Annotated in this window: 11 protein-coding genes and 1 pseudogene; 4 read left to right on the top strand and 8 right to left on the bottom strand. The window is 69.7% G+C overall.

Annotated features, from left to right (window positions below; all coding sequences use genetic code 11):
* Positions 1–520 precede the first annotated feature (520 nt).
* From cydD to AB0H56_RS24335, 4 genes and pseudogenes are all read right to left on the bottom strand, one after another.
* A pseudogene (cydD, locus tag AB0H56_RS24350) lies at positions 521–2,251 on the bottom strand (thiol reductant ABC exporter subunit CydD); the annotation flags it as partial.
* A gap of 4 nt (positions 2,252–2,255) precedes the next feature.
* Positions 2,256–3,281: a cytochrome d ubiquinol oxidase subunit II gene (gene cydB, locus AB0H56_RS24345; RefSeq protein WP_357167402.1), complete on the bottom strand. Its 1,026-nt coding sequence runs from the start codon at positions 3,279–3,281 to the stop codon at positions 2,256–2,258.
* A gap of 10 nt (positions 3,282–3,291) precedes the next feature.
* Positions 3,292–4,788 carry a cytochrome ubiquinol oxidase subunit I gene (locus AB0H56_RS24340; RefSeq protein WP_357167400.1) on the bottom strand — a complete coding sequence of 499 codons (1,497 nt, stop codon included), beginning with the start codon at positions 4,786–4,788 and terminating at the stop codon, positions 3,292–3,294.
* A gap of 164 nt (positions 4,789–4,952) precedes the next feature.
* Complete coding sequence (locus tag AB0H56_RS24335; protein WP_357167398.1) at positions 4,953–5,855, bottom strand: aminodeoxychorismate lyase; 903 nt, start codon at positions 5,853–5,855, stop codon at positions 4,953–4,955.
* Positions 5,856–6,030: 175 nt separating this feature from the next.
* Between AB0H56_RS24335 and AB0H56_RS24330 the strand changes: the two genes are divergently transcribed.
* The 4 genes from AB0H56_RS24330 to AB0H56_RS24315 all read left to right on the top strand — a co-directional run bounded on the left by AB0H56_RS24330 (position 6,031) and on the right by AB0H56_RS24315 (position 9,232).
* Positions 6,031–7,143, top strand: a complete 1,113-nt coding sequence (locus AB0H56_RS24330) for a folate-binding protein YgfZ (protein WP_357167396.1) — start codon at positions 6,031–6,033, stop codon at positions 7,141–7,143.
* Positions 7,140–7,823, top strand: coding sequence for an MOSC domain-containing protein (locus AB0H56_RS24325; protein ID WP_357167394.1), 684 nt, complete (start codon positions 7,140–7,142; stop codon positions 7,821–7,823). The genes AB0H56_RS24330 and AB0H56_RS24325 overlap by 4 nt, the downstream gene beginning before the upstream one ends.
* 67 nt (positions 7,824–7,890) lie before the next feature.
* On the top strand, positions 7,891–8,841 hold the full coding sequence (locus AB0H56_RS24320) for an asparaginase (RefSeq protein ID WP_357167392.1): 951 nt from the start codon (positions 7,891–7,893) through the stop codon (positions 8,839–8,841).
* A gap of 175 nt (positions 8,842–9,016) precedes the next feature.
* Entirely contained in the window at positions 9,017–9,232 is a 216-nt protein-coding gene (locus AB0H56_RS24315; protein ID WP_110037392.1) for a DUF3073 domain-containing protein, read from the top strand.
* A 292-nt stretch (positions 9,233–9,524) separates the two neighbouring features.
* On the opposite strand, the gene purM is transcribed toward AB0H56_RS24315, so the two are convergent.
* The 4 genes from purM to AB0H56_RS24295 form a co-directional block, all read right to left on the bottom strand.
* Positions 9,525–10,604, bottom strand: coding sequence for a phosphoribosylformylglycinamidine cyclo-ligase (gene purM / locus AB0H56_RS24310; protein WP_110037393.1), 1,080 nt, complete (start codon positions 10,602–10,604; stop codon positions 9,525–9,527).
* A gap of 86 nt (positions 10,605–10,690) precedes the next feature.
* Positions 10,691–12,364 carry an ABC transporter ATP-binding protein gene (locus AB0H56_RS24305; RefSeq protein WP_357167389.1) on the bottom strand — a complete coding sequence of 558 codons (1,674 nt, stop codon included), beginning with the start codon at positions 12,362–12,364 and terminating at the stop codon, positions 10,691–10,693.
* Positions 12,361–13,341 carry an ABC transporter permease gene (locus AB0H56_RS24300; protein WP_357167387.1) on the bottom strand — a complete coding sequence of 327 codons (981 nt, stop codon included), beginning with the start codon at positions 13,339–13,341 and terminating at the stop codon, positions 12,361–12,363. Before AB0H56_RS24300 ends, AB0H56_RS24305 begins: the two co-directional genes overlap by 4 nt.
* Positions 13,341–14,357 (bottom strand): ABC transporter permease, encoded by a 1,017-nt coding sequence (locus AB0H56_RS24295; RefSeq protein WP_280341413.1) that lies wholly within the window; start codon positions 14,355–14,357, stop codon positions 13,341–13,343. Before AB0H56_RS24295 ends, AB0H56_RS24300 begins: the two co-directional genes overlap by 1 nt.
* Positions 14,358–14,365: the final 8 nt, after the last annotated feature.

Here is a 14,365-nt window from a genome sequence, read left to right as displayed (position 1 = left end):
GCACCCCCTCGCCTTCCAAGCCCGCACCAGCCACCTCGTCCCCCCGCACCGCCTGCTCGACATCCGTACTCGCGGCCTGGTGTTCCGTCCCCGTCGCAGCATCGAGCGGGCGATCGACGCCGACCGGCGCCGCGACTCCGCTCGCGGACCCGCCGCCCACCGAGCCCGCCTCCTGCCACGCCGGGAACTCCCCACCATCGAATGTGCGACCAAGGCCGACCGGCGCCACACCTCCGCTCGCGGACCCGCCGCCCACCGAACGCGTTGCCTCCAGTCCCGACGATGCCGCATCATCGCGCTGATGACCGGCGGCGACCGGCGCCGAACCACCAGGCCCCGCCTCGATGCCAGCCGCCTGCGATCCACGCGATGCCACCTGACCGAGCCCGGCAGATCGTCCGGACTGCAAGGCGTCCCCGCCTTCCCGATCGGCAGCCATCGGCCGACTGACCGGTGTGCCAACGGATTCAGGCCCACCTTCGGGTGCACCGTCAGCACCCGGCCCGGCGGTGGTGCCGGGCGCGCTGGTTCCGCTGACCTGGACGACCACGTCTGCCGCCGCCAGGACCGTGGGCCGGTGGCCGACGATCACGACGGTCGCGCCGTCGGCGGCGAGTGTGCGCAGAGTGCGCAGGACGTGCTGTTCGGTGGTGGAGTCGAGGTGGGCGGTGGGTTCGTCGAGGAGGAGGATCGGGCGGCGGGCGGCGAGGACGCGGGTGAGGGCCAGGCGCTGACGTTCGCCGAGGGACAGGCCGACACCGCCCTGGCCGACGCGGGTGTCCCAGCGGTCGGGCAGCGCGGCGAGCACGGACTCGAAACCCGTTGTGGTGCTGACCTCGTCGAGCCCGTCCGTCCCGGCACCGAGCAGTTCGACGTTCTCCCGCAGCGTGCCGGGAACCAGGACCGGCCGCTGCGGCAGCCAGGCGACGCGGGCCCACCAGGCGGCGGAGTCGAGCTCGCGGACATCGACACAGTCGACGTGTACGGCACCAGCATCCGGCTCGATCAATCCCAGAATCGCCTGCAGCGTCGTCGATTTCCCGCACCCGTTCGGCCCCGTCAGCACCGTGACGGTCCCGGGCGCGATCGCCGCGGTCAATGCCTCGGGCGCGTTGCCGGAGCGTGCCGCGACGGTCAACCCTCGCACAAGGATTCGTGCGCCCTGCGGGTGCGCCGACCGACCACGGCCGGGGACACCTTCGGCCTCGGTCGTCGCGATGACCGGTCGAACAGGTTCGGCCTCCAACACCGTGAAAGCCTTGTCCGCGGCGGCCATTCCGTCCTGTGCGGCGTGGAACTTCTCCCCCACCTGCCGCAGCGGCCAGTAGACCTCCGGCGCGAGGATCAGCGCGACGAGTCCCGCGTACAACGTCATCTCGCCGTAGACCAGGCGCAGGCCGATGGCGACCGCGATCAGCGCGACGCTCAGGGTCGCCAGCGATTCCAGGACCATCGAGGAGAGGAAGGCGATCCGCAGCGCGCGCATGGTGCGCTGCCGCAGCGAATCGCCCAGGGCACGAACCTGATCCACCATCGTCGGGCCCGTCGGCCCCTCGCGGCCGAGGGCGCGCAGGGTCGGCATGCCGGCGAACAGGTCGAGCAGCTGGTCGGACAGGCGGGTGGTGGCGGCGAGGGTGGCTTCGGCGCGGCCCTGGGTGAGCAGCCCGATGAGCACCATGAACAGCGGGATCAGCGGCACGGTGATCACCGCGATGAGCGCCGAGGTCGGGTCGTGGAAGGCGATGACCACCAACACGATCGGCGGCACCAGGCAGGCGAGCAGCAGCGCGGGCAGGTAGCCGGTGAACCAGCCGCGCAGGCCGCTGAGCCCGTCGCCGACCACCACGGCGAGCTCGGTGCGCCGCGCGTCCAGCTGCCGGGGCGGGAGCTCGGCGCCGGCCCGCAGTACCGCCGACTCGAGTTCGGCGACCACCGTGGCGCCGGCCCGATGCGCCAGCCGCGCCTGCCACCAGCTCGCGGCGCCGCGCACAGCCACCGCACCCGCCAGCACGATCAATTCGGTGGTCCACGCGGAGAACTCGCGCAGATCGGGATCGGTGATGACACCGGCGAGCACCCGGCCGAGCACGACTGCCATCACGACGATGCTCGCCGTGATCACCAGTGCCAGCAGGACAGCCACCACCAGGTGCGTACGCGCCGCCCTGGCATAGCGCAGCAGCCGCGGATCCACCGGCCCGCGCCGCGCCTTCCGCCGACCCACAGGCGCGGGCGAGTCCGCCGATCCCACCGGCTCAGTCCTTGCTCAGCAGCAGCCCGGTCGCCGGCGGGATCTGCTCGACGGTCAGCCGCTTGCGGAACACCCAGTACGTCCAGCCCTGGTACACCAGCACCACCGGGGTGGCCAGCAGGGCGGCCCAGCTCATCACCTTCAGTGTGTAGGGCGAGGACGACGCGTTGTCGATGGTCAGATCGAACATCGGGCTGATGGTCGAGGGCAGCACGTTCGGGAACATCGAGCCGACGATCAGCACCGTCGCGGAGATGACGGTGACGGTGGTGCCGACGAAGGCCCAGCCGTCCCGACCGGCCACGTTGGCGGCGCCGGCGAGCACGAGCCCGAGCACCGCGGTCACCAGCACGGCCCAGGTCCAGCCCGCGCCGTAGGCGAGCTGGGTCCACAGGCCGAACGCCCCGACGACGACCGCGGTGGGCACCAGCAGCAGCCGGGCGACGCGCTGCGCGTCGGCGCGGACCTCACCGCCGGTCTTGAGCACCAGGAACACCGCGCCGTGCAGCGCGAACAGGATGCCGGTGGCCAGCCCGCCGAGCAGCGCGTAGGCGCTGAAGAAGTCCCCGACCGAGCCGACGATCTGGCGTTCGGAGTTCAGCGGCAGCCCGCGCACGAGGTTCGCGAAGACCCAGCCCCAGGCCAGCGCCGGGACCCAGGAGCCGATCCCGATGCCGATGTCGCACCAGGACCGCCACTTCGGATCATTGATCTTGGCGCGGTACTCGATCGCGCAGATCCGCAGGATCAGCGCCACCAGCAGCACCAACAGCGCCAGATAGAACCCGGAGAACATGCTCGCGTACCACTCGGGGAAGGCCGCGAACATGGCACCGCCCGCGGTGATCAGCCAGACCTCGTTGCCGTCCCACACCGGGCCGATGGTGTTGAGCACCACCCGCCTGCGCGTATCGGACCCCTTGCCGAGGATCGGCATCAGCATGCCGACACCGAAGTCGAAGCCCTCCAGCACGAAGTATCCGGTGAACAGGACGCCGATCAGGACGAACCAGAATTCCTGCAGATTCATCGCCGGGCTCCTAGTAAGCGAAGGAAAGTTGTTCGACGGCAGGCTCTTCCGGCTTGCGGTGCCTGCCGGTGTCCGGGCCGTCGGGACCGTCGTCGGGCGGGGTCGGCGCCGGCTCGTCCGGGCCTGCCACGGTGTAGCGCCGGATCAGGTAGAACCACACCACCGCCAGGGCGCCGTAGAGCAGCGTGAACACGATGAGCGAGATCCACACGGTGGCGGGCGCGTGATCGGAGACGGCCTGCTGCACGGTCATCCTGATGTTCGGGTCACCGGTCGGGTTGGGCACCACCGCCCACGGCTGACGCCCCATCTCGGTGAACACCCAGCCCGCGCTGTTGGCCAGGAACGGGGTGGGGATGGCGAGCAGGCTCAGCCAGGAGTACCAGCGCTGATCGGGCACGCGGCCACCGCGCGTCACCCAGAAGCCGGCCAGCAGCAGCGCGACCGAGCCGGCGGCGAGGCCGATCATGGCGCGGAAGGACCAGTAGGTGACGAACAGGTTGGGCCGGTAGTCGCCGGGGCCGTATTTCACCTTGTACGTCTCTTGCAGGTCGACCACGCCGTCGAGGGTGACGCCGGTGAACTCGCCCTTGGCGAGATACGGCAGCACATAGGGCACTTCGAGCACGTGGGTGACGCTGTCGCAGTTGTTGTGCGTGCCGACGGTGAGGATGGAGAAATCGGGGTCGGTCTCGGTGTGGCACAGCGATTCCGCCGAGGCCATCTTCATCGGCTGCTGCTCGAACATCAGCTTGCCCTGGATGTCGCCGGTGAAGATCAGCGCGACGCCCGACAGTGCGACCACCACCAGCGCGGCGCGTCCGGCGGGCCGCCACATGGTGCGCGCCTGCTCGAGTTTCGCCGGGTCGCCGCTGCGCGCGTTGCGCACCATCCACCAGCCTGCGATACCGGCGACGAAGGTGCCCGCGGTAAGGAAGGCGCCCGCGATGACGTGCGGGAACGCGGCCAGGGTCGTGTTGTTGGTGAGCAGCGCCCAGATGCTCTCCAGTTCCGCGCGGCCGGTCTCGGGGTTGTAGTGCGCGCCGACCGGATGCTGCATGAACGAGTTCGCGGCGACGATGAAGTAGGCCGAGGCGTTGACGCCGAACGCGACGATCCAGATGGTCGCCAGGTGCACGAGTTTCGGTAGCCGCGTCCAGCCGAAGATCCACAGGCCGATGAATGTCGACTCCATGAAGAAGGCGATGAGCGCTTCCAAAGCCAGTGGCGCGCCGAAGACGTCACCGATGAAGCGGGAGTATTCGCTCCAGTTCATGCCGAACTGGAATTCCTGGACGATGCCGGTGGCGACGCCGAGGGCGAAGTTGATCAGGAACAGCTTGCCGAAGAACTTGGTGAGCCGGTACCAATGGTCCTTACCGGTGACCACCCAGGCGGTCTGCATCATGGCGATCAGCGGCGCCAGACCGATGGTGAGTGGAACGAAGATGAAGTGATAGACGGTGGTGATCCCGAACTGCCACCGGGAGACGTCCAGCGTGTCCATCCGACCTCCAGCCACTACTACGACATGTCGTAGTAGATCGTACGCCGGATACCGCCTCCCCAGAGCGTGACAACCGCCACGACACGCTGAAAGATTGCCGCACGATTGGATATACGCGCCGTGACCGGCGCCGCGGGGGCACCCCACCCGTGCCCCGCATCCGGCTACCAGTCCCCGATGGTGCCCGGCTTCTCGATCCCCAGGTCGACCATTTCCCTGATCTCGTCGGCATTGTCGGGCGCCGACATGCGCACACCGTCGAGCTGGTTCACCCGCGCCGCGAGCGTGATGCTCGACAGCAACCAGATGCTGTCGCAGTCGAACAGGTCGGCGGTGAACAGCGACTGGTACTTGCACTCCCAGCCCTGCTTCTCCGCGATCGCGAACAGCGAACGCTGGGTGACGCCCGGCAGCACGCCGCTCTTCGCCGGCGGGGTGATGAGCTGCTTGTCGCGAGCGATCACCACCGTCGAACGCGGACCCTCGAGCACCCGGTGTTCGGTGCTGTGGAAGATCACGTCCTCGGCGCCCATCCGGCGGGCGAAACGCAGCGCGGCCATGTTGGTGGCGTACGACAACGTCTTCGCGCCGAGCAGCTGCCACGGGGCCGCCTGCGCCAGGTCGACCGAGATGCCGCGGGCCAGCGACATCACCTTCACGCCTTCGGCGCGGGCCGTGGCGACCCGAGCGGGGACCGGGGAGACGAGCACATACGCGGTGGGCTTCGGTTCGTTCGAAGTGAGACCGGCAGGCGCGTCGTATTCGGAGTCGCGGCCGCGGGTGTAGATCAACCGCAGCATGCCCTCTTCGTCGGCGCCCCATTCCTTGCAGGCCACCTCGACGGCCGCGCGCCACTTCGACAGGCCGGGCTCCGGCAGGTCGAGGGCCTGGGCCGAGCGGCGCAGCCTGGCCAGGTGGAATTCCAGCGCGGTGGCCGTGCCGCCGCGCACCAAAATCGTTTCGAAGACGCCATCGCCACGCAAGGCGCCGATGTCGTCGGCATAAAGCGACGGCGCGTCCGCATCTGCGACCGCGCCGTCGAGTGTCACAAGAACCCGTTCTCCCATGTGACGAGCGTAGGCGTTATCGGTCCGTTATGCCTACGGCTGCGCACATTGGGCATGCTCGGGCGGCCCGCGTGGTCACGCTCCGCTCCCGCCACCGGCCGCTGACCTCGCATGCCGTTCCGAATAAGACGCCCGGCTGCGGCGCGTGTCAGTGGACGCGCCTACAGTGGTTGTTGTGTCGGTGGTCGTCGCCCCCAGTCCTGTTCTCCACACTCCGGGTGCCGTCGCGGGCGCACCGGGCTCCCCGGACGCCGCGGTCGCGTGGCATTACGGCGATCCGTTCGGTGAGCAGAAGGCCGCCGCGCAGCGCGTCGCGGTTGTCGACCGGTCCCATCGCGGAGTCGCCACGATCACCGGCGCCGAGCGGCTGAGCTGGCTGCACACCATCACCAGCCAGCACATCGCCACGCTGCCGGACGGCCACAGTGCCGAGAATCTTGACCTCGATCTCAACGGCCGCGTGCTGCACCACTTCGTGCTCACCGAGCTGGACGGGACCGTCTGGCTCGACACCGAGGCCGAACGCGCCACCGAACTGCTCACCTTCCTGCGCAAGATGGTCTTCTGGGCCGACGCCAAGCCCGAGGACGCGCCCGACCACGCCGTGCTGAGCCTGCTCGGCCCGCAGGTCGACACGCTGCTCGACGCACTCGGCGTCGCCGCGCTGCCCGGGGTGTACGAGGCGGTCGCGGTGCCAGGCGGGTTCCTGCGGCGCATGCCGTGGCCGAGCGCCGACTCCTTCGACCTGATCATCCCGCGCGCCGAACTCACCGACTGGTGGGCCAGGCTCACCGCGGCGGGCGCCCAGCCCGCGGGCATGTGGGCCTTCGAGGCGCTGCGCGTGGCCGCCCTGCGCCCGCGCATCGGCGTCGACACCGACGAGCGCACCATCCCGCACGAGGCCCGCTGGATCGGCGGCGTCGACGAGCACGGCGCGGTCCACCTGAACAAGGGCTGCTATCGCGGCCAGGAGACGGTCGCCCGGGTGCACAATCTCGGCAAGCCGCCGCGCAACCTGGTGCTGCTGCACCTGGACGGCTCGGCCGACGAGCGCCCCGCCACCGGCGACGACGTCACCGCGGGCGGGCGCACCATCGGCAGGCTCGGCACGGTCGTCGACCACTACGAACTCGGCCCGATCGCGCTCGCGCTGGTCAAGCGGTCGGTGCCGGCGGGCACCGAACTGGTGGTCGGCTCCATGGCCGCCGCCATCGACCCCGACTCGGTCCCCCCCGACGACGTCGTGCAGGCGGGCCGCGCCGCCGTCGACCGGCTGCGCGGTCGATGACCCGGCCGCTCATGCGCGTCGGTGACACCGGCCGGGTGCTGGCCGTCTGTGTCGTGCACGCCGAGATCGAGGTGCGCGGGCGGGTCGGCCGCAGCGCCATCGACAAACGCCCCGTCGACGGCCGCGTCGGCGTGCGTGCCCTCGGCCTCGACGGCGACCACGTCTGCAACACCGAGCACCACGGCGGCGTGCACCAGGCCGTGTACGCCTACGCCGACGAGGACGCACACCGCTGGGCCACCGAACTCGACCGCGAACTGCCCATCGGCTGGTTCGGCGAGAACCTGCGGGTGCGCGGACTGCCGCTCAGCGACGCCGTGCTCGGCGCGCACCTGGCCATCGGCGACACCCTGCTCGAGGTGAGCGCGCCCCGCGTCCCGTGCGCGACCTTCCAGCAGTGGGCGGGCGAGCGGCAGTGGGTGAAACGCTTCACGCTGCAGTCCGACACCGGCACCTACTTCCGGGTGCTCGCCGAGGGCACGATCGGCGCGGGCGACGAGGTCCGCGTGGTCCGGGTCCCCGACCACGGCATCACCGTGCGCGACGTGTTCACCGGCGCCGACCCGGCGCTGCTGGCCCGGCTGCGCGACGAGGAACCGAGCATCTCCGACGACATCAGGATGCAGATCGACCGGCATACCAGGACCCGAGCGAACGCCACCGTGGAGGCGCGCCCGTGAGCGCGCGGCAGCCGATCTCGGCGGTGGTCACGGGGACATCGGCGGCGACAGTGAGCGAGGTGCGGGCATGAGCGTGGAACTCGTCGAGGTCGTGCGGTCCGGTTTCCGTGAGTGCGTGCACCGCGGTTCGGTCGTCGTGCTCGACGCCGGCGGCACGCCCGAGCTCGAGCTCGGTGAGGTGCACGGCCCCATCTTCCCGCGCTCGACCAACAAGCCGATGCAGGCACTGACCCTGCTGCGGAACGGCTTCGAGCCCGTCGACGACGACGAACTCGCCATCACCACCGCCTCGCATTTCGGCGAACCCGACCACGTGGCCCTGGTCCGCCGCCTGCTCGACCGCTTCGGCCACACCCCCGCCGACCTGGCCTGCCCGCCCGACCTGCCCTTCGAGGACCGGGCCCGCGCCGCCGCACTCACCGGCGCCGGCCCGAGCCCGCTGTACATGAACTGCTCGGGCAAACACGCGGCGATGCTGGCGACCTGCGCGATCAACGACTGGCCGCGCACCGGATATCTCGACGTGGACCACCCCCTGCAGCAAGCCGTCCTCGCCACCATCGCCGACGTCACCGGCGAACCGGAGACCGACCTCGGCATCGACGGCTGCGGCCTGCCGATCGTGCCCGTCTCACTGATCAACCTCGCGCGCGCCTTCGCCGGTTTCACCACGGCCGAGACCGGCACCGCGTCGCGCCGGATCGCCGACGCCGTGCGGGCGAATCCGCGAGTGATTTCTGGCACCAAGGGGCCGGACCTGCTGGCGATGGCGGCCACGCCCGGCCTGTTCTGCAAGATCGGCGCCGACGGTGTGCACGCGGGCGCGCTCCCCGACGGAAGGGCCTTCGCGTACAAGATCGATGACGGTCACGACCGGGCCAGGATGCCGCTGACGCTGGCGATTCTGCGTCGGCTCGGGGTGGAGTGGAGCGACGCGCACACCGAGCTCGCGGCGCCCGCGGTCCTGGGCGGTGACGCCAGAGTCGGTGTGATCCGCGCGATTCCGGGGGTGCTCTGAGACCAGGTGGTCTCGGCGAAGAAGGGGCAAACGGTACCTGTTCGACAGCTGTTCCCGTACTCCTGGGAGCGCGACCGCCTGACACACGCTAAAGTGTCTGTCAGGAAGAGTATTAATTCGAACGGGGCCGCCAACAAACCCCAGGCCGCCCCGCAGTGACGCGAGGGGGTCAGCCATGGGCCGTGGCCGGGCTAAGGCAAAGCAGACCAAAGTCGCACGTGAGCTCAAGTACAGCTCCGCGCCGACCGACTTCGCGAGCCTTCAGCGCGAGCTGTCGGATAGCACTCCGCACTCCCACAGGAGTGGCGGCGTGATTTCCGACGAGCACGACGCAGACGAGTCGTCATCCCGTTGGAACGAGGACGACGACTACGACAGCTGGCGCCGCTGACCGTACGCCGGTGAAGGGGGAGGCCCGGGTGGCCTCCCCCTTCAGCCGTTGTCCGGTTGCCGGCGTCGGGCTCGCAGGAGTACGGCGAACATCCGAATAGACGACGAGCGTCCTGTGCACACCACAGGACGCTCGTCGTGTTCGCCGCCTCGAGGCCCCGACCACCCCGAGCCGACGGGCACCAACCCCCACTAGCTGGGATAACCGTTCCGTTCACGGGGCAAACCCAGCAAAGCACAAGCGGGCCGGGTCGCGATACCCGCGACCCGGCCCGAATGGTGCAAAGGTTTCGTCAGAACCTTGGATGATCCCCCAACAGCACCGCGCGCGGCGCGTCGGCGTCGGCGGCCTTCTTGACCTGACCCAGGGTCCAGCAATCGATGTGGCGGGCGGTGAGCACCGCCAGCGCGCGGTCGGCGTCCTCGGGCGCGACGATCGCGACCATGCCGACGCCCATGTTGAACGTCTTCTCCATCTCGACCCGCTCGACGCGACCCCGCTGGGCGATCATCTTGAACACCGGGGCCGGGTTCCAGGTGCCGCGGTCCAGCTCGGCCACCAGGCCGGCGGGCAGCACGCGCGCCAGGTTGGCGGCCAGGCCGCCGCCGGTGACGTGCGAGAAGGTGCGCACATCGGTCTCGGCGATCAGCGCCAGGCAGTCCTTGGCGTAGATGCGGGTCGGCTCGAGCAGTTCCTCACCGAGGGTGCGGCCGAACTCCTCGACGTGGCCGGTCAGCGACATCCGGTCGATGTCGAGCAGGACCTTGCGGGCAAGGCTGTAGCCGTTGGAGTGCAGGCCCGAGGAGCCCATCGCGATGACGACGTCGCCGGGGCGCACCCGGTCGGGGCCGAGCACCGAATCGGCCTCGACCACGCCGACGCCGGTGGCCGACAGGTCGTAGTCGTCCGGGTCCATCAGGCCGGGGTGTTCGGCGGTCTCGCCGCCGAGCAGCGCGCAGCCCGCCTTGATGCAGCCCTCGGCGATGCCGGAGACCAGCTCGGCGACCTTTTCCGGGACGACCTTGCCGATGGCGATGTAGTCCTGCAGGAACAGCGGCTCGGCGCCACAGACCACCAGATCGTCGACGACCATGGCGACCAGGTCGAGGCCGACGGTGTCGTGCTTGTCCAGCGCCTGCGCGACGGCGATCTTGGTGCCGACACCGTCGGTGGAGGCCGCGAGCAGGGGTTCCCGGTATCCGCCCTTGAGCGCGAACAGGCCGGCGAAGCCGCCGAGCCCGCCCTGCACCTCGGGTCGGCTGGCCTTCTTAGCCAATGGTCCGAACAATTCGACGGCGCGGTCACCGGCTTCGATGTCCACGCCGGCGGCGGCGTAGGAAGCGCCGGCGCCGCTGGGGGTCTGTTCAGTCATTGTGGGGGAAAGCTCCAAACCGAATCGGCGGATAGATGCCTAGTAACTCTAAGTGATCCGCCGGTTCAGCTGTCGTGCGGTCCTAGCTATTCTTCCAGCTCCGTGGCGAATGTGGCCGCGATCTCGGCCCGTCGCGCTCGCTGACGCACCGGGTCGGGGACGGGGACCGCCGCCACCAGACGGCGGGTGTACTCGTGCCGGGGAGCGCGCAGGATCTGTTCGTTGTCGCCCTCCTCGACGCAGGCGCCCGCGCGCAGCACCATGATCCGGTCGGCGAGCTGGTCGACGACGGCCAGGTCGTGGCTGATGAACAGGCACGCCCAGCCGCATTCGCGCTGCAGCTGCGCGAACAGTTCCAGCACCGCCGCCTGCACGGAGACGTCGAGGGCACTGGTCGGTTCGTCGGCCACCAGCAGGTCGGGGTCGAGCACCAGCGCCCTGGCCAGGCTGGCGCGCTGGCGCTGCCCGCCGGAGAGCTCATGCGGATAGCGATTCTCGGCGCCCGCGGGCAACTGCACGTCGTCGAGCAGCTTGCGCACCCTGGCGCGGATGGCCGCGCGGTCACCGGTGCGGTGCACGACCATCGGTTCGGCCACGCACTCGCCGACGGTCAGGCGCGGGTTGAGCGAGCCGGCCGGGTCCTGGAAGACGAATCCGAACCGGCGCCGGATCGGCCGCAGTTTGCGCTGTGACAGCGTGGCGATGTCCTGCCCGCGGATGCGCACGTGCCCGGCCGTCGGCCGCTGCAGCGCCGCGACGCAGCGCCCGATGGTCGACTTGCCCGACCCGGATTCGCCGACGAGCCCGAGGGTCTCCCCCGGCCGGATCGTCAGGCTCACCTCGTCGACGGCACGGAACGCCGGGCGCCCGAACGGCCCGGGGAACTGCACCACCAGATCGCTGACCTCGAGTACCGGTTCCGCGCCGGGGTCGATGGCGGGCCGTTCGATGGTGGCCGCGCCGAGGTGCGGGACGGCGTCGAGCAGCGCCCTGGTGTAGTCGGCCTGGGGGCTGGCGAACAGTTCGTCCACCGGGGCCTGCTCCACCACCACGCCCTCGCGCATCACCACCACGCGGTCGGCGAGGTCGGCGACGACGCCCATGTTGTGGGTGATCAGCACGATGGCGCTGCCGAGCCGGTCGCGCAGATCGCGCAGCAGTTCCAGGATCTCGGCCTGCACGGTGACATCGAGCGCCGTGGTCGGCTCGTCGGCGATGATGACCTTCGGTTCGCAGGCGATGGCGATCGCGATCATCACCCGCTGCTTCTGCCCGCCGGAGAGCTGGTGCGGGTAGTAGTCGACCCGGTGCTCCGGATCGGGCAGGCCGACCGAGCGCAGCAGCTCGATCGCCTTGACCCTGGCGTCCTTCTTGCTCATCTCGCTGTGCGCGCGCAGCGCTTCGGCGATCTGGAAGCCGACGGTGAACAGCGGGTCCAGCGCGCGCGCCGGTTCCTGGAACACCATCGACACCGCGCCACCGCGCAACGCGGTGAGCTGTTTCTCGGTCATCTTGGTGACGGCCCGGTCCCCGACCGTCACCAGGCCGCTCACCTGCGCGGACTGCGGCAGCAGGCCGATGGCGGTGCGGGAGCTCACCGACTTGCCCGACCCGGACTCGCCGACGATCGCGAGTACCTCGCCGGGGAACACCTCGTACGACACCCCGCGCACGGCATGCACCGGGCCCGCGTCGGTCGCGAAGGTGACCGACAGACCCGAGACCGACAGCGCGGCCGCCGCTTCGACAGTTGTAGTCATTCGGTCAGTTCCTTGTCGTCGACGGCGGCGGCCGGGTTCTCGGTGGCCGTGGTCACCGAGCGCCGGGTGCGCAGCATCGGATTCAGCGTCTCGTCCAGACTCTCGCCGACCAGCGTCATCCCGAGCACGACCAGCACGATCGCGGTGCCGGGGAAGATGGAGGTCCACCAGATGCCGTTGGAGACATCGTTGAGCGCCTTGTTGAGGTCGTAGCCCCACTCGGCGGCCTGGGTCGGTTCGATGCCGAAGCCGAGGAAGCCGAGGGCGGCCAGGGTGAGGATGGCCTCGGCGGCGTTGATGGTGAGGATCACCGGCAGCGAGCTGGTGACGTTGGACAGGATGTGGCGGAACATGATTCGCGAGGTCGATGCCCCCGTCACCCGGGCGGCGTCGACGTACGGCTCGTTCTTCACCGCGACCGTGGCGTTGCGGACCACCCGGAAGTACTGCGGCACATACACCGCCGTGATCGCGATCGCCGCGGAGAGCACTCCGCCCAGGCTGCTCGACGTGCCACCGGCCACCACGATCGAGACGACGATCGCCAGCAGCAGCGTCGGGAAGGCGTAGATCGCGTCCATCACCAGGGTCAGCACCCGGTCGACCCAGCGCCCGACATAGCCGGACACCAGGCCCAGCGGCACGCCGATCAGCAGCGAGAGCGTCACCGCGATCACGATGACACTCAACGCCGTTCGCGCGCCGTAGAGCACGCGCGAGAACACGTCCTCCGCGCGGACCGAGGTGCCGAACCAGTGCTCGGCCGACGGCCCCTGCTGCGGCACGAAGGCCACGCCGTCGGCGGAGTTCTGCGCCAGCCCGTAGGGGGCAAGCAGTGGCGCGAACACCGCCACCAAGACGAACACCGCCACCAGCACCAGGCCGGTGATCAGCGTGACCCGTTGCAGTCCAGCCGTTCTCGCCATCAGTTCGGCGCCGGGGATGCGCCACTTGCTGGTGGCCACCGGTGCGCTCATCAGAACCTCACCCTCGGGTCGATCATCGCGACGATGGCGTCGACGACGAAACTCATCAGCGCGACGACCAGCGCGATACAGGCCACGATGCCCTGCACGGCGACGAAGTCACGCGCCTTGAGGTACTCGGCGAGCTGATAGCCGAGGCCCTTCCACTCGAAGGTGGTCTCGGTGAGCACCGCGCCGCCGAGCATCATCGCGATACACATGCCCATCACCGTGATGATCGGGATCAGCGCGTTGCGCACCGCGTGCCTGCCGACCACCACGCGCGGGGTGAGCCCGCGCGCCTTGGCCGCCTCGACGAAATCGCTGCGCATGGTCTGGATCAGGTTCACCCGCACCAGCCGCAGGAACACTCCTGCCGTGAGCAGGCCGAGCGCCACCGCGGGCAGCACCGCGTGCTTCAGCACGTCGAGCAGATACGACGGATCACCGTAGAGGATGGCGTCGATGACCAGGATGTTGGTCTTCGGCGACACATGCTGCAGCGCGAGTTCGACATTCGTGCTCGCCCTGCCGCCGACCGGGAACCAGCCGAGGCCCACCGAGAACACCAGCTTGAGCAGCATGCCGACGAAGAACACCGGCGCCGCGTAGGCCACGATGGCGCCGAGGCGCAATGCCGCGTCGGCGGGGGTGTCGCGATGGGTCGCGGCGTAGCGGCCCAGCGGCACACCCACCGCGAAGGCGACGATCAGCGCCCAGAACACCAGTTCCACGGTCGCAGCGCCATAGGTGACCACCACATCGCTGATCGCCCGATTGTCTTGCGAGCGACCGAAATCCAGTCGGGCCAGGCCCGAGATGTACTCCCAGTACTGGGTCAGGATCGGCCGGTTGAAGCCGGCCGCCTCCTTGCGCTCCTCGATCTGGTCCTGGGTGAGCCGACCACCCAGGGCCGCGCTGATCGGGTCACCGATCACGCGCATGAGGAAGAACACCACCGTCACCAGCAGCCAGGCGGTCGGCACGATCAACGCCAGCCGCACCGCCAGATACTTCAGCAGGGCCACCTGGCGGG

Source organism: Nocardia sp. NPDC050717 (assembly GCF_040654275.1).
Taxonomy (GTDB): domain Bacteria; phylum Actinomycetota; class Actinomycetes; order Mycobacteriales; family Mycobacteriaceae; genus Nocardia.
The sequence above is the reverse complement of the archived record's forward strand: the minus strand, read 5'-3'. Positions and strand labels throughout refer to the sequence as shown.